General features: G+C 69.0%; 31 protein-coding genes. 17 read left to right on the top strand and 14 right to left on the bottom strand.

From position 1 onward, the window contains the following. Nucleotides 1-171 precede the first annotated feature (171 nt). From BM009_RS08945 to BM009_RS08895, 11 genes are all read right to left on the bottom strand, one after another. Complete coding sequence (locus BM009_RS08945; RefSeq protein WP_254772207.1) at nt 172-957, bottom strand: DUF6683 family protein; 786 nt, start codon at nt 955-957, stop codon at nt 172-174. Continuing rightward, the gene (locus BM009_RS08940; protein WP_175487955.1) at nt 957-1,838 is read right to left on the bottom strand and encodes a DUF6683 family protein; all 882 of its coding nucleotides are present in this window, start codon (nt 1,836-1,838) and stop codon (nt 957-959) included. Before BM009_RS08940 ends, BM009_RS08945 begins: the two co-directional genes overlap by 1 nt. A gap of 26 nt (nt 1,839-1,864) precedes the next feature. Further along, nucleotides 1,865-2,743, bottom strand: a complete 879-nt coding sequence (locus BM009_RS08935; RefSeq protein WP_175487954.1) for a DUF6683 family protein — start codon at nt 2,741-2,743, stop codon at nt 1,865-1,867. 77 nt (nt 2,744-2,820) lie between these two features. Beyond that, a complete protein-coding gene (locus BM009_RS08930; RefSeq protein ID WP_139216578.1) occupies nt 2,821-3,456 on the bottom strand; it encodes a hypothetical protein in 636 nt (211 codons plus the stop codon). A gap of 151 nt (nt 3,457-3,607) precedes the next feature. Continuing rightward, nucleotides 3,608-3,988 (bottom strand): helix-turn-helix transcriptional regulator, encoded by a 381-nt coding sequence (locus tag BM009_RS08925; protein ID WP_093295493.1) that lies wholly within the window; start codon nt 3,986-3,988, stop codon nt 3,608-3,610. Continuing rightward, the gene (gene sctT, locus BM009_RS08920) at nt 3,985-4,812 is read right to left on the bottom strand and encodes a type III secretion system export apparatus subunit SctT (RefSeq protein ID WP_093295491.1); all 828 of its coding nucleotides are present in this window, start codon (nt 4,810-4,812) and stop codon (nt 3,985-3,987) included. Before sctT ends, BM009_RS08925 begins: the two co-directional genes overlap by 4 nt. Next, nucleotides 4,809-5,075 (bottom strand): type III secretion system export apparatus subunit SctS, encoded by a 267-nt coding sequence (gene sctS / locus BM009_RS08915; protein ID WP_093295490.1) that lies wholly within the window; start codon nt 5,073-5,075, stop codon nt 4,809-4,811. Before sctS ends, sctT begins: the two co-directional genes overlap by 4 nt. 12 nt (nt 5,076-5,087) lie before the next feature. Next, on the bottom strand, nt 5,088-5,786 hold the full coding sequence (gene sctR, locus BM009_RS08910) for a type III secretion system export apparatus subunit SctR (protein WP_093295488.1): 699 nt from the start codon (nt 5,784-5,786) through the stop codon (nt 5,088-5,090). Then, complete coding sequence (locus BM009_RS08905) at nt 5,783-6,700, bottom strand: FliM/FliN family flagellar motor switch protein (RefSeq protein ID WP_093295487.1); 918 nt, start codon at nt 6,698-6,700, stop codon at nt 5,783-5,785. The genes sctR and BM009_RS08905 overlap by 4 nt, the downstream gene beginning before the upstream one ends. Further along, nucleotides 6,700-7,020 carry a flagellar biosynthetic protein FliO gene (fliO, locus tag BM009_RS08900; protein WP_093295485.1) on the bottom strand — a complete coding sequence of 107 codons (321 nt, stop codon included), beginning with the start codon at nt 7,018-7,020 and terminating at the stop codon, nt 6,700-6,702. Before fliO ends, BM009_RS08905 begins: the two co-directional genes overlap by 1 nt. Before the next feature lie 24 nt (nt 7,021-7,044). Then, a complete protein-coding gene (locus BM009_RS08895; protein ID WP_093295484.1) occupies nt 7,045-8,202 on the bottom strand; it encodes an EscU/YscU/HrcU family type III secretion system export apparatus switch protein in 1,158 nt (385 codons plus the stop codon). Between the two features lie 474 nt (nt 8,203-8,676). Here BM009_RS08895 and BM009_RS22950 point away from each other — a divergent pair, with 474 nt between their 5' ends. The 12 genes from BM009_RS22950 to BM009_RS08835 are packed head-to-tail and all read left to right on the top strand — an operon-like array spanning nt 8,677 to nt 19,389. After that, nucleotides 8,677-9,513, top strand: coding sequence for a lytic transglycosylase domain-containing protein (locus BM009_RS22950; protein ID WP_254772206.1), 837 nt, complete (start codon nt 8,677-8,679; stop codon nt 9,511-9,513). Nucleotides 9,514-9,515: 2 nt separating this feature from the next. Further along, a complete protein-coding gene (locus tag BM009_RS08885) occupies nt 9,516-11,477 on the top strand; it encodes a flagellar biosynthesis protein FlhA (RefSeq protein ID WP_093295483.1) in 1,962 nt (653 codons plus the stop codon). After that, on the top strand, nt 11,474-13,312 hold the full coding sequence (gene sctC, locus BM009_RS08880) for a type III secretion system outer membrane ring subunit SctC (protein ID WP_093295481.1): 1,839 nt from the start codon (nt 11,474-11,476) through the stop codon (nt 13,310-13,312). Before BM009_RS08885 ends, sctC begins: the two co-directional genes overlap by 4 nt. Beyond that, a complete protein-coding gene (locus BM009_RS08875; RefSeq protein WP_093295480.1) occupies nt 13,309-14,529 on the top strand; it encodes a hypothetical protein in 1,221 nt (406 codons plus the stop codon). Before sctC ends, BM009_RS08875 begins: the two co-directional genes overlap by 4 nt. Beyond that, nucleotides 14,526-14,834, top strand: coding sequence for a hypothetical protein (locus BM009_RS08870; RefSeq protein WP_093295479.1), 309 nt, complete (start codon nt 14,526-14,528; stop codon nt 14,832-14,834). Before BM009_RS08875 ends, BM009_RS08870 begins: the two co-directional genes overlap by 4 nt. Nucleotides 14,835-14,836: 2 nt before the next feature. Then, nucleotides 14,837-15,259: a hypothetical protein gene (locus BM009_RS08865; protein WP_093295477.1), complete on the top strand. Its 423-nt coding sequence runs from the start codon at nt 14,837-14,839 to the stop codon at nt 15,257-15,259. Further along, complete coding sequence (gene sctJ / locus BM009_RS08860; RefSeq protein WP_093295476.1) at nt 15,256-16,020, top strand: type III secretion system inner membrane ring lipoprotein SctJ; 765 nt, start codon at nt 15,256-15,258, stop codon at nt 16,018-16,020. The genes BM009_RS08865 and sctJ overlap by 4 nt, the downstream gene beginning before the upstream one ends. After that, nucleotides 16,017-16,493: a hypothetical protein gene (locus BM009_RS08855; protein ID WP_093295474.1), complete on the top strand. Its 477-nt coding sequence runs from the start codon at nt 16,017-16,019 to the stop codon at nt 16,491-16,493. The genes sctJ and BM009_RS08855 overlap by 4 nt, the downstream gene beginning before the upstream one ends. After that, nucleotides 16,490-17,077, top strand: a complete 588-nt coding sequence (locus BM009_RS08850) for a FliH/SctL family protein (protein ID WP_093295473.1) — start codon at nt 16,490-16,492, stop codon at nt 17,075-17,077. The genes BM009_RS08855 and BM009_RS08850 overlap by 4 nt, the downstream gene beginning before the upstream one ends. Next, nucleotides 17,074-18,393, top strand: coding sequence for a FliI/YscN family ATPase (locus BM009_RS08845; protein ID WP_093295471.1), 1,320 nt, complete (start codon nt 17,074-17,076; stop codon nt 18,391-18,393). Before BM009_RS08850 ends, BM009_RS08845 begins: the two co-directional genes overlap by 4 nt. Further along, nucleotides 18,383-18,838 (top strand): hypothetical protein, encoded by a 456-nt coding sequence (locus tag BM009_RS08840; RefSeq protein ID WP_093295470.1) that lies wholly within the window; start codon nt 18,383-18,385, stop codon nt 18,836-18,838. Before BM009_RS08845 ends, BM009_RS08840 begins: the two co-directional genes overlap by 11 nt. Beyond that, nucleotides 18,835-19,389, top strand: a complete 555-nt coding sequence (locus BM009_RS08835; RefSeq protein WP_093295468.1) for a hypothetical protein — start codon at nt 18,835-18,837, stop codon at nt 19,387-19,389. The genes BM009_RS08840 and BM009_RS08835 overlap by 4 nt, the downstream gene beginning before the upstream one ends. Before the next feature lie 6 nt (nt 19,390-19,395). Here BM009_RS08835 and BM009_RS08830 read toward each other — a convergent pair whose 3' ends face one another. The 3 genes from BM009_RS08830 to BM009_RS08820 all read right to left on the bottom strand — a co-directional run bounded on the left by BM009_RS08830 (nt 19,396) and on the right by BM009_RS08820 (nt 21,872). Continuing rightward, nucleotides 19,396-19,866 (bottom strand): hypothetical protein, encoded by a 471-nt coding sequence (locus tag BM009_RS08830; RefSeq protein ID WP_093295467.1) that lies wholly within the window; start codon nt 19,864-19,866, stop codon nt 19,396-19,398. A 127-nt stretch (nt 19,867-19,993) separates the two neighbouring features. Further along, entirely contained in the window at nt 19,994-20,914 is a 921-nt protein-coding gene (locus BM009_RS08825) for an ankyrin repeat domain-containing protein (protein WP_093295465.1), read from the bottom strand. A gap of 34 nt (nt 20,915-20,948) precedes the next feature. Beyond that, nucleotides 20,949-21,872 carry a Tle-like phospholipase domain-containing protein gene (locus tag BM009_RS08820; RefSeq protein WP_093295464.1) on the bottom strand — a complete coding sequence of 308 codons (924 nt, stop codon included), beginning with the start codon at nt 21,870-21,872 and terminating at the stop codon, nt 20,949-20,951. Between the two features lie 179 nt (nt 21,873-22,051). Here BM009_RS08820 and BM009_RS08815 point away from each other — a divergent pair, with 179 nt between their 5' ends. The 5 genes from BM009_RS08815 (at nt 22,052) to BM009_RS08795 (ending at nt 25,974) form a co-directional block, all read left to right on the top strand. Then, nucleotides 22,052-22,903, top strand: a complete 852-nt coding sequence (locus tag BM009_RS08815; protein ID WP_175487953.1) for a DUF1521 domain-containing protein — start codon at nt 22,052-22,054, stop codon at nt 22,901-22,903. A 79-nt stretch (nt 22,904-22,982) separates the two neighbouring features. Next, nucleotides 22,983-23,792 carry an SPFH domain-containing protein gene (locus tag BM009_RS08810; protein ID WP_093295461.1) on the top strand — a complete coding sequence of 270 codons (810 nt, stop codon included), beginning with the start codon at nt 22,983-22,985 and terminating at the stop codon, nt 23,790-23,792. A 7-nt stretch (nt 23,793-23,799) separates the two neighbouring features. Beyond that, the gene (locus BM009_RS08805; RefSeq protein ID WP_093295459.1) at nt 23,800-24,474 is read left to right on the top strand and encodes a DUF4178 domain-containing protein; all 675 of its coding nucleotides are present in this window, start codon (nt 23,800-23,802) and stop codon (nt 24,472-24,474) included. Then, complete coding sequence (locus BM009_RS08800) at nt 24,464-25,792, top strand: DUF4178 domain-containing protein (RefSeq protein WP_093295458.1); 1,329 nt, start codon at nt 24,464-24,466, stop codon at nt 25,790-25,792. Before BM009_RS08805 ends, BM009_RS08800 begins: the two co-directional genes overlap by 11 nt. Next, a complete protein-coding gene (locus BM009_RS08795; RefSeq protein WP_093295456.1) occupies nt 25,792-25,974 on the top strand; it encodes a hypothetical protein in 183 nt (60 codons plus the stop codon). Before BM009_RS08800 ends, BM009_RS08795 begins: the two co-directional genes overlap by 1 nt. Nucleotides 25,975-25,976: the final 2 nt, after the last annotated feature.

Genomic DNA, 25,976 nt, shown 5'->3' with positions numbered 1-25,976 from the left:
GATCGCGCCAGGCGCCGTGCTGGCGGCTCGACACATTGGCCTCGAAGCTACCCGCGCGCGCCGCTATCCCGTCTCGCCCTCGACGAGCCCCGCCGCCAGGGATCATGGCGCCGAGCGACCGGTTCCCGGGCGCGCAGCGGTCTTCCGGAGGAGCGTGCCCAATCGGATCGATCAGGTGGCCGGGACGAAGCCCTTCGATGTCAGTTCGATCGCGTCGAGATCGAGGCCCATGCCCTTGGCACCCTGTCGCACCGCATCGCCGATCGCGCGTAGGCGGGAGGGATCGCGCTGGGCCTGCTCGACCGCACCGTCGATCAGCGCGCTCTGCACCCAGAGCGCTTCGGCCAGTTCCTGCTTTTGTGCATCGGAGGCCCGGGCAATCTCGCCCGTGGCCAAGACGGCGCGGGCCGCCTGCGCTTTCACGGCGGAGACGATCTCGGGCGTCGGCGTGTCGTTGTTGCCGCGCGCGGCATGCCAGGCGGTGATCCACCAGAGCGTATAGGCATCGGCGACATCGTCGATCTGCAGTCCCTGTGGCGCCACGAGCACACCGATCCGCTCGATGAAGTCGCCTTCGGCAAAGAGCTTCTGCAGGTCGGCTGCACCCTTCGGATCGACGGCGCGCGTCTTCTGGACGAAGGCCGCGAGATTGGCGCTGCGGCGTGCCTTCAAGGGTCGGTAGAGCAGATTCCCGGCGTCGGCGGGCGCTGTCGCCCGGGGCGCGTCGTCGCTCGGCAGCGGCCTTCCCTCGCGGCGCGCCCTTTCCTCGTCCTGCGCCATGCGATCGTCGAGCATCATGCCCAAGGGGTCGGAGTGCGTGAGCGACGGGATGATCGTGGACCAACCCCAACCATCTACCACCTGTGCATTGGCTTCGCTCGAAATCCCCAAGGATGCCGTCAAAATGATGATGGTCAGAAGGTGTTTCACGCTCCCGCCCTTATCGGTGTGGGCCATTAGCTGCGGCGCTGGCGGAGCAGCAGGAACCCGCCGACGCCCATGCCGCCCGCGGCCAGCGCTAGGGCGCCATAGGGGACGGCACTTCCCGGCTTGGGCATCGCCGCAGGGGCGTCGTTCTGGCCGACGCCAACGGGCACGAAGCCCTGCGATGTCAGGTCGATCGCGTCGAGATTGAGGCCCATGCCCTTGGCGCCCTTGCGCACCGCATCGCCGATCTGGCGAAGGTGCGCCGCGTCGCCTTTGGCCTGTTCGATCGAAATGTCGATCAGCGTGGACTGGATCCACAATGCCTCAGCGAGCTCTTGCTTCTGCGCGTCTGAGGCGCTGGCAATCTCGCCGGTGGCAAGGATCGCGCTCGCCGCCTGCGCGCGCACCGCTGCGAGTGTGGCGGGAGGCGGCTCGTCGTTGTTGCCTCGCGCGGCATGCCATGCGGTGATCCACCACACGGCATAGGCGTCGGCGACATTGTCAACGCGCAAGCCGTGCGGTGCGACCAGCGCGCCGATCCGCTCGATGAAATCACCCTCGGCGAACACCTTCTGCAGATCGGCAGCGCCGCGCGGATCGACCGCGCGGGTTTTCTGGACGAAGGCCGCGAGATTGGCGCTTCGCCTTGTCCGGGAGGGCGTGTAATGCAGAATTGAGGTGTCGGCGCGCGTCGGCGCTGCGCTTGCGGCATCGGCGGTGGAACGCCGGCTACGCCGACTACGCTCCTCATCCTGGCGCATGCGATCGTCGAGCATCACGCTGAGCGGGTCGGTGTGATACATAGAGGGCATCATGAGCGATAATTGAGTGCTGTCCCACATCTGGGCGGTGGCGCTGCTGCTCCAGCCGGTGACCATCAGTAGTCCGAGTGCTCCCAAGACCTTCTTCATGTTGCGCTCCTGCTGCCCGATGGTCATCAGCCCCGACGCTGGCGCAGCATCAGGAACCCGCCGATGCCCATCCCGCCTGCGGCGAGCGCTAGGGCACCATAGGGAGCGGCACTTCCCGGCTCGGGTGTGGTGGCAGGTGCATCGTTCTGGCCCACTCCAACGGGCACGAAGCCCTGCGACGTCAGGTCGATCGCGTCGAGGTTGAGGCCCATGCCCTGGGCGCCCTGCCGCACCGCGTCACCGATTGCGCGTAGGCGAGAGGGATCGCGCTTGGCCTGCTCGACCGCACCGTCGATCAGCGCGCTCTGCACCCAGAGCGCTTCGGCCAGTTCCTGCTTCTGGGCGTCCGAGGCGTGCGCGATCTCGCCCGTGGCGACAACTGCGTTCGCCGCCTGCTGGCGGACGGCGCCGAGGACCGCGCGGCTTGGCGTGTCGTTGGTGCCGTGCGCGGCCTGCCAGGCAGTGATCCACCAGAGTGCATAGGCATCGGCGACATTGTCGATGCGCAGGCCCTGCGGTGCGACGAGGGCACCAATCTTCTCGATGAAGTCGCCCTCGGCGAACAGCTTCCGCAGATCGGCTGCGCCTTTCGGGTCTGCGGCGCGAGTCTTGGTAATGAAGGTGGCTAGGTTCGCGCTGCGTCGGGCCTTTGACGGCGCGTAGCGCAGGCTGGACATGTCTGGAGCAGGGCGCTGCTGGCCCATGTCAAAGGCAACGCCGCGGCGGCTCGCTCGGCGAGGACGCTCTGCCTCCTGGCTTTCCCGATCGTCGAGCATCATGCTGAGCGGGTCGGTATGGGTAAGCGTCGGCAGGATCATGGCGAAGCTGGATCCGTCCTGCGCTATCGCAGGGGTTGTGAAGACAGTCGTCAGACCCAGGGTGGCGATTGCCAGAAACTGCCTCATCATACGCTACCTTTCCAAAACGCCAAAAAAGGGGGAAACGACAATTGCCGTCTCCCCCGCATCAAAGGCGCGCCTGCTTACTGCTTGCGTGCCATACCGCTGAGACCTTCGCCGATCGTCTTGACGACCGTACCAGTGGTATTCATCAGGAACGAGAACTCCTGTGCTGCAACCTGAAGGTCGTTGCCGGTCTTCGTCGAACGGTTCTTGCCCTGCTGGTCCAGCGCGCGCGACATGCTGTCCATGTCTGCAACCTTCTTGTCGAGGAGGGACGACATGGAGTCCGCAATTGCCTGGAGCCAGCTCCGGCCCTTGCCGCTGCGGGAGGTGGATACCTTCGCCAGCGTTTCGCCGCTTTGATAGGCATCGCTCAGCTGCTGGAACATGTCGCGCGAGTCCGATTCCGCGGCGCGCTGCAGTTCGCCCTGCTGCGACGGGGACAGGTCGAAATTCTGGGCGAGGCTGGCCACCGCTTCGGCAATCGTGCCCGGGCCGCCCATCGAGCCGGTGGCCGCCGAGAAGCCGTCCTGTACCAGGTTGATCGCACTCTGCGGCAGGCCGAGCTGCTGGCCGAGCTGCTGCAGCACTTCCTTGGCGATCGCCGTGCCCAGCGTGCGCACCGCGAGCGATGCCCAGCCCGCCGGGCCCATCGCGAGGGAAGCCAGGCTGATCGGATTGACCAGAGACCGCGTAAGACCGCTCAGGAGACCCATGGATCGTTCCTTCCATCCAGATATCGCGCTCCCCTCGGGAGCCAAGCCGCCGACACCGTGTCGCCGGTACAAGGGCAAACTGCCCCGGATCGGCTCCGCACGCGCTCCACGATTCGTTTAGTCGGGCTCAACGAATCGTGGAGGGGCGCGGTCATTCGAGCGGCAGGAAGAGCAGTCCTGCCAAGCTGTTGAGTTCGCGAACGCCGTCGAGATCGAGCTTGCGGATCGCGTTGTTCATATGCGTGCGCACGGTGTTTTCGGTCATGTTGAGCAGGGTGCCGATGTCGCCATTGGCGCGGCCCCAGCCGAGGAAGCGGAGTACCGCGGCTTCGTTGCGGGTAAGCGTCTGCAGCCCCGCCAGATGGAGCAGCGGTACCCGCCAGCCGGGAACGGTGAACTCGCCGATGCGGATCTCGCGGGTGGCGGCGCCGCGGCGTTGTTCGGCGGCGCGCAGCTCGGCGATCAGTTGGGCGAGCTGTTCGGCATCGCTTGGCGGCGGCGCGGGCCCGCGGAGGGCGGTGGCGCTGGTCATTGGGGCTTGGCCGTTCGCTGGAGGACGCCGCCTGCAATCTCCTCGCGCGTGCCGAGATCGGCGAGGATCGCCTGGGCGAGCAGCGGGAGCGTGAGGATGACGACGAAGGTGGCGGCGGCGGCCTTGATCGGCATCGCCATCGAGAAGACGTTGAACGACTGGGCGAAGCGGTTGAGGAACCCCATCGCCAGGTCGATCACATAGAGCACGGTCAGCACCGGCGCGGCGAACAGGAAGGCGAGGGCGAACAGCCGCCCGAACTCGCCCTCGAAGAACATCAGCGCGCGGGCATCGAGCTGCAGCCCGCCGGGGCCCAGCGGCCAGATCAGGTAGCTGCCCATCACCGTGCCGACGAGCAGCGTGAGCCCGCCTGCGGTCACGAACACCACCTCTGCGAAGCGGCTGAGCAGGATGCCGGTGAGCGAGCTGGTGTTGCCGCTCAAGGGATCGACCAACTGGCCGATCGTCGCGCCCACCTTGGTGTCGATGATCTCGCCCGCGGCGCCCAGCGCCCAAAGTATGGTGCCGAAGAAGAAGCCGATCGCGCCCCCGGCCGCGGCTTCCTTGAGCAACATCTTGAGCCAGCCCATCGCGGACAGGGCGCCCGGATGAAAGTCCGGCTGCATCTGCAGCGCGACCAGCCCGAAGGTAACGATGATGCTGTTGCGCACCGTCCCCGGCATCACTTCGCGCGAGAAGACCGGCACGAAGACGAAGGCGAAGGCGAAGCGCGCCGAGGCGACCGCAACGACCAGCAGCTGGTCGAGCCAGGGCATCGCCGCGAACAGCGGCACGCCGACGCCTGGGGGCACCGCCTCGATCATCGACCCACCGCCGCGAGGCCGGAGAAGATCGAATCGGCATAGCTGTACAGCGAGCCCGCCATCAGGCTGGCGGTGACGAAGATGCTGATCACGATCGCGAAGAACTTCAGCGTATATTGCAGCGTCTGTTCCTGCAGCTGGGTCGCCGCCTGCACGATCGCGACGAGCAGCCCCACCACCGACGCCGCGATGATCGGCGGCGCCGAGAGCAGCAGCACCAGCCACAGCCCCTGGGTGGTGACGGCGACGAGGTCGTCGCTCATGCGCGCGCCTCCTCAGGCATAGGAGAGCACCAGCCCGTGGCTCAGCTTCACCCAGCCGTCGACCAGCACGAACAAAAGGATCTTGAACGGCAGCGAAATCGTGACCGGGGACAGCATCATCATGCCCATCGCCAGCAGGATGTTGGCGATCACCATGTCGATGACGAGGAAGGGCAGGAAGATCAGGAAGCCGATCTGGAAGGCCAGCTTGAGCTCCTTCGTCACGAACGCCGGGATGACGATCACGAAATCGGTATCGCGCAGGCTGCTCACCTTGCCGGGATCGCCGATCCGCTGCTGGGTGCGCAGGAAGAAGGCGCGCTCGCGCGGGTCGCTGTGCTTGACCAGGAACTCGCGCAAGGGCTCCTTGGCGCGATCGGCGGTGGCGAAGATGTCGCCGGTGCTCTCGATCGGGTTCTCGGCCTGCGCGGGCGGATCGCCGGGCATGGTGGGAGAGGCCGGGCCCTGGACAGCGGCGGCGGCCTGCATCTTCTCCAGCGTGGGGTACATCACGAACACGCTGAGGATCAGCGCCAGGCCGTTGAGCACGAGGTTGGGGGGCACCTGCTGCAGCCCCAGCGCGTTGCGCACCAGGCTCAGCACCACGGCGATCTTGGTGAAGCTGGTCACCATCACCGCGAAGAACGGAGCGAGCGCGATCAGGACGACCGTGATCAGCGCCGAGCCGGGGGTGAACTGGGCGAGGTTCACGCCTCCACCTCCACCGGCTGCTGGACCGCGCCTTCGGCGAGATCCACGCGGGACTCGATCAGCACCGCAAAGCGGTCGCCGAGCTGGACCAGTTCGCCGCGCGCCAGCGGGCTGCCGGCGACCAGCAGCTCCACCGCCATGCCCTCGGCGACGGGGCCGAGCGGCAGCGCCACCCCTGGGCGCAGATCGGCAAGCGCCGCGGCGCTGACCCGCTGCTCGGGCAGGCGGAGGGTGAGGGGCACGGCGAAGTCGCGGGGGGAGGGGGCAGCGTCGCTGGATTCCATGGGCGCTCCATCGGGATGCGGGGTGAAAGTGCCGGCGGCGAGGTCGAACTGACCGGCCTGGCGGAAATGCGGGGCTTCGAGCGTGGCGCGGGGGCGGGCGCCGACCAGCACCAGATCGCCGGGGGCGAGATCGCCCGCTTCGCCAACGCCGAGCCGGGGGCCCTGCACCAGCAGCTGGGCGAGCACCGGCAGGCGCGCGGCGAGCGGCGTGAGCGCGTCCGCCTCGGCGCGCCAGTTTGCCGCATGCGGATGGTCGCATGGCAACAGCAGCGCGGCGTCCTGGTCCTCGCGGCGCAGGGCGAAGTGGAGCGCAGCCTCTTCCGGCGCGCTCCCGAGATCGTCGGGTTCGAGCTGCAGGCCGAGCGTTTCCTCAAGGGCGAGCAACATCGGCTCGGCATCGTCTAGCGCGGTGGCGGCTTCGGCGATCCGCTCGGGATGGAGTGCGGCCCCGCCGGGGCGGAACCGGGTGCCGTCGGCGCAGCGGAACCAGCTGCCCCGCGGGGGCGCGGCGACGATTTCGACGGCGAAGCCAGCATGCTCGAGCAGCCGCGCGACGGCACCGGCCAGCGCGTCGCGCGCCGGATCGACCCGCGGCAGGTCCAGCGCGTCGAGGCGGAGCATCGTCGCCATCAGAAGCGCACCTGCGCCGGCAGCGGCTTGGCCGGCGCCTGTCCCTCGGGCCAGCGGGCGAGCAGCGTCACCGACCCGGCCGTTACGCCGACCAGCATCGTCTCGCCGCGCGCCTCGATCAGCACCACCCGCTCGCGCTGGCCGAGCGGCATCGAGCGGAGGAAGCGGATCGGCGCTTCCCCCTCGCCATTGGCGGCGACGCCCAACTGGCGATCCTGCAGCTTCTTCAGCAGCCAGATCACCCCCCAGGCCATGCCCAATACCAGGGCAAGCGCCACGACGATGGCGAGGATCGAGGATAGGACGGCTCCGATTCCCATGATGCGGTTCGTTCTCCGGTCTGGTCAGCGTTGGGGCGCGGCGAGGCGCGGGGCGGCGGTATCCATGTCGTGCTGCATCGGCCCGTCGCCGTTCTTGGCCTTGGCGGCCCAGAGGATCACGGCGGCGATCGCATCGAACATGTCCTCGGGGACGATCTCGCCGATCTCGCCGCGCGCCCACAGGCTGCGGGCGGCGGCGACGTTGCGGACGATCGGCACGCGGGCCTCCTCGGCCTCGGCGCGCATCGCGGCGGCGAGCTCGCCCATGCCCTTGGCGGCGATCACCGGCACCGGGCAGGTCGCCTCGTCATAGTTGAGCGCGATGGCGATATGGGTGGGGTTGACCAGCAGTGCGGCGGCACCGCGGGTGGCACCGAGATTGTTCTGGTTCGCCCATTCCTGGTGCATGTCGCGGCGGAGCGCGCGGACCTGCGGATCGCCTTCGCTTTCCTTGTGCTCCTGCTTGATGTCGCGTCGGCTCATCTTCATCTTCTTGATGAAGCTGTGCTTGGAATAGATCCGGTCTGCGACCGCGACGAACAGGAATACCGCGACGACCATCGCCAGCATCTGCAGCGTCAGCGAATAGGTGAGCCCGATCGTGCTCAGCGCGGCACCTTCGCGCGATTCGTCGATGGGCGAGGTTGCGGCGAGTCGAATCAACTGGCCGGAACTGGAGAGCGCGCTCTGATAGACCAGATAGCCGATCGCGCAGATCAGCGCGGCCTTCACCAGCGTCTTGGCAAGTTCGAACAGTCCGTCCTTGCCGAACATCCGCTTGAGGCCTTCGATCGGGTTCATCTTCTCCAGCCCGAACTTCATCTTTTCGGTGGTCATCATGGGACCGACCTGGAGGAATTCGGCGAAGGTGCCGATCAGCGCGGCGGGGACCAGCGTGGCAAAGGTGATGCGCAGCAGCGTCCAGGCCGCGTCCCAGCTGATCGCCGGGGCGGTCTGCTCGAACGAACCGGTCGCCGCCTGCGCCACCACATCGGTGGCGAGGCGCGCGAGTTCGCTCGCGGCATAGCCCGAGACTCCGACGAACAGCAGCAGCCAGGCGAGCGTAAGGAGGCCGGTAGCCAAATCCTTCGACTTGGCGACGTCACCCTTCTTGCGCGCATCGTGCAGCCGCTTCGGCGTCGGGAGCTCGCTCTTGTCGGCGCTGTCCTTGCCTTGGCCCATGAAGTTGAACTCTTGCTGCCGGACGTCGCAGCGAAGTTGCTGGCGGCCGTGGCAGGTCAAGCAGGTCGACACATTGTCTGCCCGTGGGGCGGGGCAGCAACATCGTTAAAATCCTGTAACCGGTTCCCGGATGCAACAGGCAAAATCCGTGCCGGGTGCCAAACGAACCACCTAAGCTATTGATATTGAACGATGTGCGATGAGTCGAGTCGCGGCGGATGGTTGCTGGTCGACGACGGATCGTGCTTACAGAAATGTCAGCATATTGACAAAACAGAAAAGTTCCGCAGTTCACCGCTCCATATGTTCGTTTCGTCGCTCCGTAACACTGCGAAATATTTCTGAATAGCGACTTGAAATTGTAAGAAAATCGCGACAGCCTATAGGTGTTCCTGGACGAGCAGGCCGGGAATTGTGGGGCATCGTGCTGAGACAACTGTTGGCCAGGAGCGCCATCGGCTGGGGAGCGATGCAATGTGTAGAGTAGTTCTTAGCGTATCCTCGCTGGCCCTGTGCGGCGCGGCGATCTTTATTCCGCAAGCGGCATGGTCGCGGGACGAGACCCCGCCGCCACCGCCCTGTGCGCTGACCGCGACCTTGCGGGTGGCGGGCGCGGCGTCTTTGGCGGGGATCCAGTCCCTCCAGGGGTGCAGCAACATCGTCGTTGCGCCGGGTACCCCGGCGGAAATGCCGAAGGACGTGCGGATCGCGCCGGAGTCCGAGGAGGGTTCCTCGGGCGATCGCGCGGCATCCTTCCAGCTGGTCTCGGGCAAAAAGCATCGCGATGCGGAGCCTGCGTCCATGCTCCGCGTCGCCGCGATCGCGCCGCTCCGTCAGGAGCCCGCGTCGCTGACCGCCGCCGTTGCCTCGGACGACGCGATCCTCGCGATGCGGCCGCTATCCTATGCGACGCGCTATGATGCGATGATCCAGCGGGTCGCGGCACGTCGGCGGGTGGATCCGCTGCTGCTCCATGCGGTGATCGACCAGGAATCGCGCTACCGCGCCGATGCGCGCAGCCCGGTCGGCGCGCACGGTCTGATGCAACTGATGCCGGGCACGGCGCGGATGCTCAACGTGTCGGCATCCAATGCCGAGGCCAATGTCGATGGCGGGGCGCGGCTGCTGCGCCAGCTCCACGGCCGGTTCAACGATTTCAACCTGACGCTCGCCGCGTACAACGCGGGCGAGGGCACGGTGCGGCGCTACGGCAACCGCGTTCCGCCTTATCGCGAGACGCAATCCTATGTCGCCGGCGTGATGGGCCGGTACAGCCGGCTGCTCGCCGAACAGGCCGCGCGGAGCCGCTGACCATGGCCTCAGCCCTGATCCTGCGCGGCCTGCGCCGCATGCCCCTGCGCGTGGCCGACATGCTGCTGGTCGGCAGCGTCGTCACCGTCGTGCTGCTGATGATCGTGCCGATGCCGCCGCTGGCGCTCGACGCGTTCATCGCCACCAACATGACGGTGGGCATCCTGCTGCTGCTCAGCTGCATGTACGTCACCAAGCCGCTGGATTTCTCGACCTTCCCGACGGTGCTGCTGCTTTCCACGCTGTTCCGGCTGGCGATCAGCATCTCGACGACGCGGATGATCCTCACCCATGTCGACGGCGGCGAGATCATCCAGCAGTTCGGCCAGATGGTCGCGGGCGGCAATCTCGTGGTCGGGCTGGTGGTGTTCCTGATCATCACCATCGTCCAGTTCATCGTCATCTCGAAGGGCGCCGAGCGCGTCGCCGAGGTCGCGGCGCGGTTCAGCCTCGACGCGATGCCCGGCAAGCAGCTGTCGATCGACAGCGACCTGCGTTCGGGCATCCTCTCCAAGGACGAGGCGCGCGAGAAGCGCCGCACGCTGGAGATGGAGAGCAAGCTCCACGGCAGCCTCGACGGCGCGATGAAGTTCGTGAAGGGCGATGCGATCGCCTCGGTGATCATCGTGCTGGTCAACCTGCTCGGCGGGCTGGCGGTGGGGATGCTCTACCACGGCATGTCGGCGGGCGAGGCGGCGACGACCTTCTCGATCCTGACGATCGGCGACGGGCTGGTCGCGCAGGTGCCGGCGCTGTTCTCGGCGATGGCGGCGGGCCTGCTGGTCACGCGCACCACCGACGAGGAAAGCGACGCCGATCTCGGTCCCGCAATCGCGCGGCAGATCACCGGCAAGCCGCATGTGCTGATGATCGCCGGCGGGCTGGCGATGCTGCTCGGGCTCGTGCCGGGTTTCCCGACGCTGATCTTCTTCATGCTGGCGAGCGCGTTGCTGCTGGGCGGGGCGTTTCTCCACCCGACCTCGGGCGCCTGGTTGCGGACACGGCTGGGGCTGGCGACAGGCGAGACGGCAGTCGCGACCGGCGAGACGCTGATCGCCGCGCAGGCGTTGCCCGTGGTCGACCCCCTGCGCCTCGCCGTAGGCCTGCCGCCGCAGCATCCCGCCTTTGCCCCGCTGGCGGACCGGCTGCGCGAGGGCGCGGCGGCGCTTCAGACGCGGACCGGCATCGCCATCCCCGACCTGCGCATCCTCCCCGATGCGCGTCTCAACGAGGGCGAATGGCTGCTCAGTGCGCACGACGCCCCGCTCGGCGGCGGCGCCAGCGACGCCGGCGCGCTGCCCGACGTCGCGGCGGAGCGCGTCGCCCAGCTGCTCGAACGCAATCTCGGCCTGTTCCTCGGACTGCAGGAGGTGACCGATCACCTCAACCGGCTCGGCGAGACCCATCCCGAGGTCGTCAAGGAGGCGGTGCGCGCGGTGCCCACCGGCCGGATCGGCGAAGTGCTGCGCCTGCTCGCCGAGGAGAGCGTGCCGCTGCGCAACTTCCGCGACGCGATCGAGGCGATCGGCGAAGTCGGCCAGTATGAACGCGAAGCCGTGCCGATGGCCGAGCGCGTCCGCGTGGCGATGCGCCGCCACCTGATCGCGCCGCTGTGCGAGGCGGGTCGGCTGCGCGTGCTGATCGTCGGCGCCGATCTGGAGGAGACGATCCGCCAGACCGTCACCCCCGTGGACGGCCAGATGCGCCTCGCGATCAACCCGCACCAGATGCGCGCGCTGATCGCGCTGCTTTCCACCCAGGTCGCCAGCAGCGGCGCCCGGGCGATCCTCACCGCGCAGGATCTCCGCCGGCCGCTGCGCCTGCTGATCGCGGGCGACCTGTTCGAGGTGCCGGTGATCAGCTTCAACGAGCTCAACCCGGCCGTGCCGCTCGACATCGTCGGCGAGATCAACGCCGCCCCGGAGAGCCTGACCAACCAGATGTCGGACGAGGTTTCCCTATGATCCGCGCTCAGCGCTTCCTTGCCCTGCTTGCCTGTACCGCGTTGCTGCCTGTCGCCGCATCCGCCGAGACGCCGCCCATGGGGCAGAAGCGGATCACGCTCACCGCGCGCAACCAGCGCGTCGATGTCGCCGTCGTCGATCTGTTCGGCCAGGCCGGCGTCAAGGCCAAGGTGAGCTCGGCGGTGACCGGCAAGGTCAACGGCGTGTTCGTCGGTACGCCCCGGCAGGTGTGGACCCAGCTCGCCAAGGCGTTCAACCTCGTCGCCTATTATGACGGCGCGGTGGTGCGGGTCTATTCGGCGGCCGAAGTCACCTCGCGCAGCTTCAACGCCGCCGATCCGGAGGCAGTGGTGCGCGACGCCCAGAAGCTGCGCATCCTCGACGACGCCAACCGTGTTGCCGCCGCGAGCAATTCGGTGAGCGCCACTGGGGTGCCCGCCTTTCTCGACCGGGTGGCGCAGCTGGCGGGCACTGCGGGCAATCCGGCGGTGATCCAGGCCTCGGCCACGTCCCCGAACGCACCGATCGTATCGCCGCTGCTCGGACCCGCCGCGATGGAGACGGTGGCGAGTTCGCCGCTCCGCTCCAAGGTGCTGAGCGGCGCGACCACGCGCTCGCCCTATGAGGTGCGGATCTTCTATCTCCGCTATGCCCGCGCCGACGACACGATCCAGAAGAGCTTCGACCGCACCATCACCATTCCGGGTGTCGGCTCGATCCTGCGCGGCATGATGGGCGACGGGCGGCCCAGCGCGACCGTCTCGACCAGCGGCAATTTCGAAGCCGAGCGCCAGTCGCTGCCCCGGCTCGGCGGGCGCGGCCTGAACGCCGTCCCGCCCGACGAGGCGCAGCGCAGCTTTGACCAGCAGGGCACGCCCGGCCTCGACACCGTGGTGGTCCGCGAGGCCGCCGTGCGCGACATCAACGGCCCGCGCGTCGAGGTCGACCCGAGCAACAACGCCGTGCTGATCCGCGACCGGCCGGAATCGATGACGGTCTATGAGGACATCGTCCGCGCGCTCGACGTCGAGCCGCGCGGGGTGGAAATCGAGGCGACGATCCTCGAGCTGGACACCAGCAAGCTCAAGGAACTGGGGCTCGATTTCGGCTTCAAGACCGGTGGGCTGGGCGCGCTGTTCGGCGGCAACGCGACCAATCCGGCCAGCAACTTCTCTAGCGGCAATGTCGGCGCTGCGTACCTGACCGGGGGCTTGGACCTGTTCGCCGCGCGCATCACCGCGCTGGAGAAGACCGGCGCGCTGCGCGTGATCTCGCGGCCGCGGCTGAGCACGCTCAACAACATCCCCGCCGTGTTCAACAACCAGGTGCAGTATTACGTGCGCGTGGCGGGCGACCGGCAGGTGGACCTGTTCCCGGTGACCGCGGGCATGGTGATGCGGGTCAACCCGTCGATCCTCTATGACGGCGGCGAGCTGCGCACCCGCATGGCGATCGAGATCCTCGACGGCTCGCCCACCGGCCTCGTCGTTGACGGCATTCCGGCGGTGAAGCAGAGCAGCATCAACACCAGCGCGGTGGTGAAGCAGGGCGAGAGCCTGTTGATCGGCGGCATGACGGTCGAGACCTCCTACGACTACAAGTCGAAGGTGCCGGTCGCCGGCGACGTGCCGATCCTCGGCCAGGCCTTTCGCAAGCGCAAGAAGGGCGACCAGCATTTCGAGCGCATCTTCCTGATCACCCCGCGCGTCGTCTCCCGCCGCGAGCAGCAGGCGGCGGCAGTGCAGCCGACCTCCGCGACCAACCCGATCCCGATCGAGCAGATCCAGGCCGCCGCCGATCACCACCAGAAGCGCCGCCGCGGAGCGCGCCGGTGAACGCGCCCTTCGCCCCGGTAAAGCCCGGCACCATGGTGCTGCGGGTGCTGAACGGCCGCCTTTCCGGCGCCGAGCACCGGCTCCACCGGGGCAAGTTCGTTCGCGTCGGCCATGGGTTCGAGCATGACATCGTGCTGCGCGATCCTTCCGCACGCGGGGTGTCGCTGGAGCTCGACCTGGGCGAGGGCATGGCGTCCGTTCGGGTGGCGGCGGGGCAGGTGACCTTGCTCGGCCGTCCGGTCGGGGCGGGCGAGCAGGCATCGCTGCCGCCCTTTGTGCCGATGCTGGTGGGATCGGTTGCCGTCGCGATCGGCGAGCCAGAGGACCCGCGCTGGGACGATGCCATCCGCCTCGCGCCAATGGTTGCGCCCGCCGCCGCCGACGCGCCCGTCCTGTCGCCGCAGCGTGCCGCCATCCCCGAGCGGGTGGCGACGCGGCTGTACCCGATGCGCGGGGCGCTGGCGCTGGATCGCACCTGGCCCGCCTACGCCGCGGCCGTCGCGGCGCTTCTGCTGCTCTTGCTCTTCGCACCCCCCGCCGTCCGCTGGGCGACCCGCCAGCTGCACGACACGGCGGGCGAACAGGCGATGCTCGCCGCGGCGGGCTTCCGTGACCTGAAGGTGGAGGAGACGCGCAACGGCACCATCGTGCGCGGCATCGTCAAGGACGACGCTGCGCTCGCCCGGCTGCGCCAAGTCGTTGCCGAGCAGCTCGGCCCGGCCACGCTCGACGTCGAGACGATGGACGGCCTCGCCGCCGCCGCCACCGATCTGCTGCGCGCGCAAGGGGTCGATGCCGAAGCCATTCCCCGCCGCGGCAATGCGCTGATGGTGAAGGCCGAATTCCTTCCCGCCGATCGCCAGGCCGACCTTGCCCGGCTGATCAAGGAGGACGTGCCCGGCATCACCCGCGTCGACTTCGCGACCGATGGCGCGCGCGGCGACCGCGACCTGCAATATTTCTTCTCGGGCTCGGAATATGGGCTCGCCACCTTCGTCGACGGCGACCCCGGCTACATTACCACCGCCGACGGCACGCGCTGGTTCGCCGGCGCGACGGTGCCGACCGGCCACCGCATCGTCGCCATCGGCAACGGCCGCGCCAGCTTCGAGCGCGACGGCCGGATCGAAGAACTCGTCCTGGGACCCAGCACGCCGCCGTCCCCGGCACCTTCCACCACCCCTGGCGGCGACACCAACGGAGTGACCACCCAATGACCAACCCGATCAACAGCGCCGTCCTCGGCACGATCGCCTCGCTCGGCAACATGGGCACCACCGAAAGCCGCACCGGCAAGGGCAACTGGTTCGAGGCGTTCGGCGAAGCCTGGGGCAAGGCGCTCGACACCCAGGCCGACACCATCACCGCCCAGTCCGACGTGGTGAGCCAGGGCGGCGACAAGCCCTCCGACATCACCCAGCTGACCACCGAATCGATGCGGATGAGCTTCATGGCGAACAGCTCGCACAGCTCGATCGACAGCGTCTCCAAGGCGCTCGAAACCATGGCGCGGAAGAATTGACGATGAGCATCGATGCGATCGGCGCGCTGGTCGCGCCGGCCGGGGGGCAGGGCACGAGCGGCGTGTCCCGCGCCTTCGAGCTGCTCGCCCCCGGCGGCCATGGCGGCGGCGCCACCACGCCGCAGTTCGACGCGCGCTTCCAGGCGGCGCTGGAGAAGATGGGCGGCGTGCAGGGCACCGTGGCGGCGGGGCCCATCCCGCCGGCGATGAAGGGCATGTTCAACGCGCTCGACCAGGTGAACGTCCAGGCCCGCGCCGTCTCGCGCTATGCCGAGACGGCCGAGGCCAGCGGCGGCCAGCTGACGCCGGGCGAGATGGTGCAGCTCAACATGAAATGCTCCGAATTCATGTTCCAGGCGCAGCTTACCTCCAACATCGCCAACCGGAGCTCGGACGGCGTGCAGCAATTGTTCAAGCAGCAATGAGCGGCCGCGCCCCCGCGCGCCGCTGGCAGGCGCGAATCGCCGCGCCGCTGCTGGTGATCGCCGCCTTCGGGCTTGCCGGCTGCAGCCGGCAGGAAGTCTATGGCAAGCTCACCGAACCGGCCGCCAACGAGATGATCGCCGTGCTCAACCAGGCCGGCATCACCGCGACCAAGGTGGCGGGGGAGAAGGACCAGTGGAGCATCGCCGTCGACCAGGCCGATTTCGCCCGCGCGGTGGAGACGCTGCGCGCGCACGGCCTGCCGCACGAGGATTACGACTCGCTCGGCTCGGTGTTCAAGAAGGAGGGCTTCACCTCCACGCCGCTCGAGGAACGCGCGCGGCTGATCTACGGCCTCTCGCAGGAGCTGAGCCGGACGATCAGCGGCATCGACGGCGTGGTCCAGGCGCGGGTGCACCTGACCATGCCCGAGGCCGATCCGCTGTCGCGCGAGGCCAAGCCCTCGGCGGCATCGGTGTTCGTCAAGTACCGCACCGGCTTCGACCTGCGCAGCCAAACGGGCGCGATCAAGTCGCTGGTTACCAACTCGATCGATGGGCTCACCTATGATCGCGTCTCGGTGGTGATGGTGCCCGCCCAAGCGGCACCGGTGCTGCCGGAGAGCGAGGGTATGGTGTCGGTCTCGACGCTGATGCGCGGGGCGATCGGCGTGGTCGCGCTGATCGTGCTGGCGATTGCGGGGCGCGGGCTGTGGCGGATGCGGAAACCCCGGACCAGCCTGCCGGACACGGTGCAGCGGTGAACCGGGAGGCGCGGACCGCCAAGCTGGCGCTGCTCGCCCGGCATTGTCGGCAGGGGCGCGGCGCGCGCTTCGCCCGGCGGGCGAGCGGGCAGCCGGCGGTGCGGTTCGGTGATCTCGCCAAGCTGCCGGACTGGCTCGATGCGTCGGAGGAACAGCGCGCGCGGATCGCGGCGGCGGCGGGGCTGCTGCGCCACCGCCGGGCGATCGATGCCGAGCTGTCCGGCCCGCGGCTGGCAGCGCTGGCGGCAGCCGTGGGGGAGCCGCTGTTCGACGCGGTCTGCGAAGCCGAGGTGCCGGAGATCGTCGGCGCGGAAAAGCTGCCGCCGCCGGAGCGGGTGCTTGCCGCCGGCACGCAGTTGCTGGAGGCCGCCCTGCCGCTCGCCATGCAGGACCAGTTCCCCGGCGCGCGCGACGACGCCATGGCGCGCGACCTGCTGGCGCGGGCCCATGCCATAGCGGAGAGCCTTGCATGACCTATCATCTCGTCCATGCCGATGATGCCGCGCTGCTGTTCAGCGAGCGGGCGGTGATCAAGCGCGAGGAGCGCCAGTCCTTCAGCGACGCGGTCGCGCTGCTTGGCGCCGTGCGCGAGGCGCAGGCGCGGGCGGTAGAAGTTGCGAATGCCTCGCGGGAAGAGGCCTACAGCACCGCATTGCACAGCGCGCGCGCCGAGATCGAGGAGCTGCTCGCCCGCGAGGTTGCGCGGTTTTCCAAGGCTATTGATTTGCAAGAGCAGGCTCGTCGCGCCGAAATCGCCGAGGCGGCGCTGGCGGCAGTGCATGCCGTGCTCGGCGAACTCGACGATGCGACGCTGGTGCCCGCGCTGGTCGCCCGCGCGCTCGATCGGCTGCAGCCGCAAGGTGCGGTGATCGTCGCCGTCGCGCCGGACATGGCCGAAAAGGTATCGGCCCGGCTCGCGGAAGTGGTGGAAGTGACGATCCTCCCCGATCCGGCACTCGGCGCCCACGACTGCGCCATCCGCACCGAGCAGGGGCAGGTGATCGCCAGCCTTTCCGTGCAGCTCGAAACGCTCGCCAAGCGCTGGGGGGTGGCATGAGCGATCCGCTGGCCCTGCTGCGTGCGCTCGATGCGGCGCCGATGTTCGAGCAGCATGGCCGCATCGTCGGCGCGCTGGGCACGACGCTGCGCGTAACCGGCGTGCGCGCGCGGATCGGCGAGAATTGCGAGATCGTCGATGCCGAGACGGGTTTCTCGCTCTGGGCGGAAGTGATCGGCCTCGCCGATGGCGGGGCGATCCTGACGCCGCTCGGTGACCTGCGCGGCCTGTCGATGCACAGCGACGTGATCCTGCGCAGCGGCGAGGATCGCGTCCCCTACGGCGCCGACATGCTCGGCCGCGTGCTCGATGCGCGCCTCCAGCCGCTCGACGGCCTGGGCAGCGTGCGCCGCGGCACCGACCGTCCCATTCACGGCGAGGCGCCCAACCCGATGCACCGCCGCCCGATCGACGCGGCGATGGAAACCGGCATCCGCGCCATCGACGGTCTGATGCCGATCGGCATCGGCCAGCGTGTCGGCATCTTCGCCAGCGCCGGCGTTGGCAAGTCGACGCTGCTCGCCAACCTCGCGCGCAACGCCCAGTGCGACGCCATCGTCATCGCGCTGATCGGCGAGCGCGGCCGCGAAGTCCGTGAGTTCATCGAGGAGACGCTGGGCGCCGAGGGGCTCGCCCGCTCCGTGGTGATCGTCGCCACCTCGGACCGCCCGGCGATGGAGCGGGTCCGCGCCGCGCATGTCGCCACCGCCATCGCCGAGGGGCTGCGCGACGAAGGGCGGCACGTGCTGCTGCTGATGGACAGTGTCACCCGCTTCGCCCGCGCGCTCCGCGAGATCGGGCTGGCGGCGGGAGAGCCGGCGGTTCGGCGGGGTTTCCCGCCTTCGGTCTTCGCCGAGCTGCCGCGGCTGTTCGAGCGCAGCGGCACCGCGGCCGAGGGCGCGATCACTGCGCTCTATACGGTACTGCTGGAGGACGAGGACGGCGATCCGATCGGCGAGGAAGTACGCTCGCTGCTCGACGGGCATATCGTCCTGTCGCGTAAGCTCGCCTCGCGCGGCCATTATCCGGCGATCGATGTGCTGGGCAGCCTGTCGCGCCTGTTCCCGCGTCTGGCGAGCGGGGCGCAGCAGCGCGCCGCGCACGGGCTGCGGGCGATGCTGGCCAAGCTCGACGAGATCGAACTGCTCGTCCAGATCGGCGAATATCAGCCCGGCCGCGATCCGCTGGCCGATCGCGCGCTGGCCGAGCGCCAGGCGATCGCCGCCTATCTGCGCCAGTCCGGCAGTGAACGCACCTCGCTGGGCGAGAGCATCGCCCGGCTGCGCACTTTCGAGGAGATGGACCATGCCCGCTGACAATCGCGCGCCCGTGCTGGCGCGCATCGCCCAGATGCGTGAGCAGCGCCTCACGCGCGCGCTGATCGAGGCGCGCGAGGCCGCCGAGCAGGCGCACGCGGCGGCCAGCGCTGCCGAAGCCGCGCGCACCATGGCGGAACGCGCGCGGGGCGATGCCCGGCTGCTGTTCCAGGCGAGCCCGGCCTGCCCGCAGACACGGCTCTGGCTCGACCAGCGGATCGCGGAGGAATTCGGCGCGGCGGCTCGCGCCAGCGACCAGCGCGCGCGGCACGAGATCGCGGTCGATGCGCAGGGGGACGCCGGCCGCGCGCTCGAACAGCACCGGGTGCGCAGCGAAAGCGTTGCCGCGCATCACCAGACCCTGCGCCGCGCCGAGCAGCGCCGTGCCGAGGATCGAGTCGATGGCGAAGCCGCCGCCTTTCTGCTCTCGCGAGGCTGGGCATGAACGGCGCCCCGACCAGCGGTTCGGTTCAGGCCAAGCCTGCGCCGACGCCCCGCGATGCTCCAGCCAAGGGCGAGCCCGAAGCCGCGCCCAAGCAGCGCAAGGCGTTCGCCGATGCGCTTTCCCGCCACGCCGGCAAGCGGGCGGCCAAGGATCCGGGCATGGACAAGGCCGACGCTCCGGCGGCGATGATCGCGCCCCGCGACTTCGCCGCGCTCGCGGTGGCGGCACGGCCCTCCGCGGCGGGCGCCGTCGACCCCGCACAGCATGCCCAGCTCGACCGCATCGCCGCCGCCATTGCCGAGGTCAGCAAGACGGCACAGCCCGAGGTGCATCTCTCGCTGCCGCTGGGCAGCTACAAGGTGGAGGGCGCAGTGCTGGGGCATGACCTGGCGGGGCAGGTCAATGTGCTGCTGATCCCCTCGGCCGCCGTCCCGCCCGCCGTGGCCGCGCAGTGGAGCGAGCAACTGCACGAGCGGCTGCTGCGGCGCGAGGTGCGCGTCGGCAAGGTGGGCGTGCAGGGCAACACGATGCCGATGGCGGCGCGGCGCTGACCGCGCTCAGCGATCGGTGCGGGTCGGATCCTCGCGCAGCTGGAAGATGGCACTGTCGATCGTCGCGACGACCTTGTCGCTGTCCGACATGCCCGGTGGGCCATCGGGATCGAGCAGGGCGTAGCCGAGCCCGGACAGCCGATCGAGCACGTCGCTGGTCGGGCTTGCCGCGACCAGCGACGCGACTTCGCTGGTGAAGTCGTTCAGCGCCCGCGACAGCCGCCCTGCATCCGCGGGGCTGGCGCCGAGCGACGCGGCCAGTCCCTGCGCCACCTCCGCGGTGCCATAGGCGTCGCCAGGCCGCAGCGGCGCCCGGCCGCCTTGCGCCAGCCCCAGCTCGCAGGTCACGGTTCCGGCGACCCGGTTGGCGAGTACCGTCATCGCCTGGCCGGCAAGCGTGCCGGGGGTGGTCCCGGTCTGGCCGATCGCACCGATTGCGCTCAACCGCGGGCCGCCGATACCGATGGATTGGGTCATGACCGAATCTCGTGCGTCAAAGGGAACATGCGAGCCTGGATAGCGGCTCCGGCCGCCCGGCGCGCTCCACGAATCGCTTAGGCGATGTCCCGGAAGGAGGAGCGCCCATCCTTCGCCGCTGGCGGCATCAGCGCTGCGTTGCCCGCATCCGCTCCAGCACCGCCGGCGCGACCGTCATGCCCGCCTTCGCCATGGCGGCCGTCGGCCAGGCGCCGCTCGCCACCTTCTGCTTTACCGTCGCGCGATCGGGCGGGGGCCAGCCCAGGCCCGCGGCGCGCGCGCGCTCCACCAGGCGCGCGCGGGCGGCGAGCATCTCGGGGCTGGTGAAGATCACCGGCTGTTCGAGCAGCGCGTGCGCGGCCATGCTGCCATCGTCGGCGACGCTCCACAGCGTGCCGCCTTTTTGCACCAGCAGTTCGGCGATCTCCGCCTGTTCGGCATCCATCGCCATGCGGACAGGATCGATGCCGAAGCGGTCGGTCCAGCGCGGGTCGGCGCCGTGGCGGAGCAAGGTCATGACCCCGCCGAGATGGCCGAAGCTGATCGCGCTGCGCATCGGGCTTTCGCCACCGCCGGCCTGCGGGTCGGGTGACGCTCCCGCGGTGAGCAACTGCTCCGCCATCGTCGGGCTGTCCGCCAGGATTGCGAGCGACAGGGCGTTGCCGCGCTTCACCCCGTCCTTCGGCATGCCCGCGGCGAACAGCATCGTCGTCGCATCGGCGTCGCAGCGGGCCACCGCGAAGGTGAGCAGGTCGCCATATTGGCCCGCGGGGGGCTGGGGTATCTTGGGGTCGTCGATTACCGCGGTGGTGATCAGCCGCGGGTCGCGCGCCAGCATCGCATGCGCATCGCCGACACGCCCGTCGAAGATCGCCTCCGCCACCGCGCGGCCGGAGGCGCCGTTGGTGAGATGCGCGAGGACGCGGGTACGGTCGGGCAGCACCACCGAGGCGCGCTTGGTGTAGCAACTGGGCGCGGCGGCCATGCATCCTCCGATCGGGGCGGCCGCCAGCATCAGCGCGGCGAGGATGCGGACGCGGCGGTTCACAAGGCCATGCTGTAGGGAGTGGGGCAGCCCCGGGTCAATGCGCGCCCAGGCTGCTTTGCACCCAGTCCATCCCGTGCCGGGCGAGCGGCGTGTCCTGGTACCAATGCTGGCCTGCGGGCTGCCTGGCGTCGAGCGGCATGCGGGTGCCGTACGCTTCGGGGGCATCGGCAAGGATCGCGCCGGGGATGCCGCCCAGGATCGCACCGGCCACCCGATCGCCGCCATCCTGGATCGCCGAAAGGATCTCGCCGCGCACATAGAAGGCGGCGATCTTGGGGGCGGGCGCGTCGCCGCGGATCGCGCCGGCCTGGCGGATCGTCGCGTCGCTGAGACCGGCGGCGTTGAAGGTCTGGGCGTCGCGCCCGCTGGCGAGCGCTGCCGCCGAGGCGAGGCCGCCGCCCAGCGAATGGCCGGTGATCGTCACCTGCGCCTCTGGGTGGCGGCCGATGGCCTTCGCGATCATCAGCGCGCGGGTATATTGGTCCGAGGGAAGGCCGACGCCCTGCTGGGCGTTGGCCTTCCAGTCGCTGCCGTCGGTGGTGCCGCGGAAGCTGACCACATAATTGGGGCCGCCATCGCCCTCCGCCACATAGACGCGCGCGCGGAAGCTGCTTTGCGGCGAGGTCAGGTCGTCGCCACGCAGGCCGAGCTGGGCGAGATCGTCGCTGGTCGCGACGCGGTAGCCGGGGGGCGGGGCGGGGGTGTCGTTGTAGACGTCTGCTGCCATCGCCGCGAGGTCGATGGTGGAAGGTCCGCCGGTCCGTTCGGCCGTGAGCTGCGGGGCTTCGCTGCGGACGAACTGGACCGGCGGCGCGGGCTGCTGCCAGGCAAGCAGCTCGCGCGGGGGCAGGTGACGGGCCTGGAAGTCGTCGTTCGCGGCGCGGTGCCGCGACATCGAGATCGCCGAGGAGGACCCGATGCCGGTGGGTCGCGATAGCTGGTCGGCTGCCGACATCATGGTGGTGGTTCCTCGTGGAAGGCCGTCGGGTGCCTCGATGCCATCGCCGGCACGGTCCGTCGCTAGACGATTCGTTTAGGCCGCCTACGCGATCCGGCGATGCCGCAGGCGGCCGGGGCGTGGGAAGCAGCAGCATACCAACGGGCTCGCACCCAATCGCCTTTCTCAGGAGCATGGACATGACGACGATCTCGACCGCCGCCGCTACTCCGTTCGCCGCTGCGCAACTGGCGCTGGCCGGCGGCGTGCTCGCCCAGCAGTTCAACCCGCTCGGCGCCAGCGCCTATGCCAGCGCGATGCTGCCGTCGCTGCTCTCGATCCAGCTGGGCACGACAGCGGGCACCGGCCAGCTCCAGCCCCAGGCGGGCTTGACCGCCCAGACCACCGGGCAGAACACCGCGCGCGTCGATCTGGGCGACGGCTATCACCTCGCCATCGACGAGCGGAACAGCGAGATGACGATCGTCAACGACGCAACCGGCCAGAGCACCCGCGTCTGGGGCGATCCGCATGTCGACGTGAACGGCAAGCACCAGTTCGACTTTTACGGCACGACGACCTTCGAGCTGGCCAACGGCACCAAGATCACGGTGAATACCGAGCAGGCGAAGAGCAACCCCAACGTCTATTTCGCCAGCCAGGTGGTTGTCACCCGCGGCGCCAATGCGGTGGTGATCGACGGCATCAGCCAGCAGCAGCAGGGCGACCTGGCGGTCAGCGTCTCGACCGACGGCTATGCGCTGGATGCCGCCAATCGCGACGGCTTCACCGTGCAGGAAGCGGCTGGCGGCTGGCAGACCGAACTGGGCGCGACGGTGACCCAAGCCGATGCGGACCTGACCAAGCTGGGCCAGATCTACGGGCCGGACAGCGCGATGCCGAGCCTGTCGGAATTGGGCTCCGCAATCGGCGGCTTCCTGCTGTTCGGCAGCCTGCTGGGGGCGGCGTTCGATATGAGCGCTTCTTTCAGGTCGACCAGCGCGCACAATGATCGCGCGCCGCTTCCCGGTCCGTTCAGGCCCTATGCCTGACCCGCATCACCGCCGGGGCGACTTTCTTGTGTCGCCCCGAAGCCTTCGCCTATAGCATTGCCACGGGGGGAGGCAGTGCATGGGCCTGTTCGGGTTTCTGTCGAAGCAGTTCGTCGACGTGATCGACTGGGTCGACGAACCCGGGACGCTCGCCGCACGCCATCCGATGCAGGGGCGCGAGATCCAGAACGGCGCGCAACTGACGGTGCGCGACGGGCAGATCGCGCTCTTCTATCGCGAGGGGCAGCTTGCCGATGCCTTCCATCCGGGGCTGTACACGCTCGAGACCGGCAACCTGCCGGTGCTCAGCGCGCTGCTCAACTGGGACAAGGGGTTCACATCCCCGTTCAAGGCGGATGTCGTGTTCTTCAGCCAGAAGGAGCAGGCAGGCCTCAAATGGGGCACCGCGCAGCCGATCACGGTGCGCGACCCCGAATTCGGCCCGGTGCGGGTCCGCGCCTTCGGCAGCTACAGCTTCCGCATCGAGCAGGTGCCCGCCTTCGCCGTGAAGCTGATGGGATCGCTCCAGCGCGTCACGCTCGCCGATATCGAGCCGCAACTGCGCGCGGCGATCGCCACCGCGATCGCGTCCGCGATCGGTTCGGGGGAGTTTGCCTTTGTCGATCTCGCGGGCAATCAGGCGGCATTGTCCGAGCGGCTCAAGGCGGCGGTAGATCCCGCCTTCGCGCAATGGGGCCTGACCTGCACCAGCTTCTACATCGAGAGCCTGTCGCTGCCGGAAGCGGTGCAGGCGGCGGTCGACAGCGCCAGCGCACCGGGCGACGCGAGCGGGCAGATCGAGAAGCTCCACAGATTGCTCACGATCGGAGCGATCACGCAGGAGGAGTTCGACGCCAAGAAGGCCGAACTGCTCGGCCGCATCCGCTGATCCGTCGATGAGCCTGCATCTGCCCTGTCCGAATTGCGGCGCGGACGTCGTGTTCCGCTCGCCGGCGCTGCCCAGCCGGGTGTGCGACGCCTGCCACACCATGCTGGTGCGCAGCGACGCGGGCCTTGCCCAGTTCGGCATCGCCGCCGCGCTGCCGTTCGACGTGAGTCCGGTGCAGATCGGCATGCGCGGGAACGACGCGGGGCAGGGGTTCGAAGTCATCGGCCGGGTGCGCTGGAGCTGGACCCACGGTGCGTGGAACGAATGGCTGCTGCTGTTCGAGGACGGCAGCACCGCCTGGCTCGGCGAGTCGATGGGGCAGTTCATGCTGCTGCGCGAGCGCCCCTTCGGCGAGGTGCGGTCGCAAACCCTGCGCGCCGTGGCGAAGGGCGGAGAGGCGCAGATCGGCCAGAAGGTAGAGATTGCCGGCCGCAAGCTCGTCATCGCCGATGCCCGTCAGGCGCTGTGCATCACCGCCGAGGGGGAGCTGCCCTTCGTCGCGCCGAGCGGCTGGCAGGTCTACAATGTCGATCTGCGCGGGCCGGACGGTGAATGCGCGAGCCTGCAGCGCGATGGCGCGACGACGAGCTTCTACCAGGGCCGCTACGTGACGCTGGCCGAGCTGGCGCCGCGCGGCCTGCGCGCGATCGAAGGATGGGCATTGCCCGACTATGCAGCCTGAGGCCCCGCTGTCCCCGCCGCCCGCGCCGGCGGTCCGCGCGCTGTCCTGCCCCAATTGCGGCGGCACCGTGGAGCTGCGCGCGGCGGGCTATACCGTGCATGTCGGCTGCCAATATTGCGGCTCGATCCTCGACACCACCGACGGGTTGGTGAAGCTGGTCACCCAGGCCCAGGCGGCGCAGACGGTGATGGACATCCCGCTCGGCACGCGCGGCACGCTGTTCGGCGTGGAGTGGGAGGCGATCGGCTATCTCCGCCGCTCGCAGGACTATTATCGCTGGGACGAATATCTGCTGTTCAATCCCTATCACGGCTATCGCTGGCTGGTGAACGCGCGCGGCGGCTGGAGCTTCGGCACCATGCTCACACGGGTTCCGAAGGGGCAGTCGTTCACGCATTACGCGCTCGACGGAGCGTCCTATGCCCGCTTCTTCGCCGGAACCGCGCAGGTCGATCGTGTCGTCGGCGAATTCTACTGGCGTGTGGCGGTGGGCGAGACGGTGAAGACCGGCGACTGGGTTCGCCCCGGCTTCATGCTGTCGCGCGAGACGAACGACCGCGAGGAGAGCTGGACGCTGAACCAATGGGTGCCCGACAGGGTGATGGTCCGGGCTTTCGGCGTCGCCCCCGCAGGCAGGGTCTGGCCGCCGCTGCCGCACCAGCCATCGCCCTGCGGCGCGTGGCTGGGCAAGGGCGCCGTGATCGGGGGGATCGCGCTGGCGTTCCTGCTGATTCTGTCGATCGTGCTCGGCGGGACAAGCTGGATCGCCTCGCGGTCCCTGCCGGTAGCGGTGGACGGACGCGAGCAGAGCGCGACGATCGGGCCGGTGCACCTTAGTGGCCGCTACCAGCGGGTGCAGGTCCGCACCACGGTGCCGCGGCTGGAGAATGGCTGGGTCGATCTCGACTACAGCCTGGTCGATCGGCGGACGCAGCAGGTTTTCGCCGCCTCGGGGGCGGCCGAGCGCTATGAAGGCACGGACTCGGATGGTTCCTGGACCGAAGGAACGCGGGACTCCGACGTGTCGATCGCCGCCGTGCCGGCGGGCGACTACGACCTTGTCGTCGATTACAAGGGCAATCGCTGGAGCCAGAGCGGCACCGCCTATCCCGACGGCGGCTGGATGGAGCCGACCAACGCGCCCCAGATCGTCGTCGAGGTCGGGAGCGGGACGCTCTATGGTTCCAACCTGTTCCTGGCGGCGCTGCTGGTTGCGTTGCCCTGGCTCATCGGCCTGCTGCTCCACCTCCGCTTCGAGAAGGCGCGCAAGGACGAAAGCGATTTCCGGCCGGCACGCAGCGAGGGGAGTGACGACTGATGGACCGACGCAGCTTCCTTTACGCGCTCTGGTCGATCGGCATTCTCGGCTTGTTCCTCGCCGCGACGAGCTATGGCTGGTCGCCCTTCGCCGATGGCGGCCGCCGCACCGATAGCGCTGCCTATAGCAGTGGCGGCCATGGCGGGGGCCACGCCGTGTTCTACGGACCGCATCACAAATAGGA

Origin of the sequence: Sphingomonas sp. NFR04 (assembly GCF_900114095.1) — a bacterium.
Lineage (GTDB): Bacteria > Pseudomonadota > Alphaproteobacteria > Sphingomonadales > Sphingomonadaceae > Sphingomonas.
The sequence above is the reverse complement of the archived record's forward strand: the minus strand, read 5'-3'. Positions and strand labels throughout refer to the sequence as shown.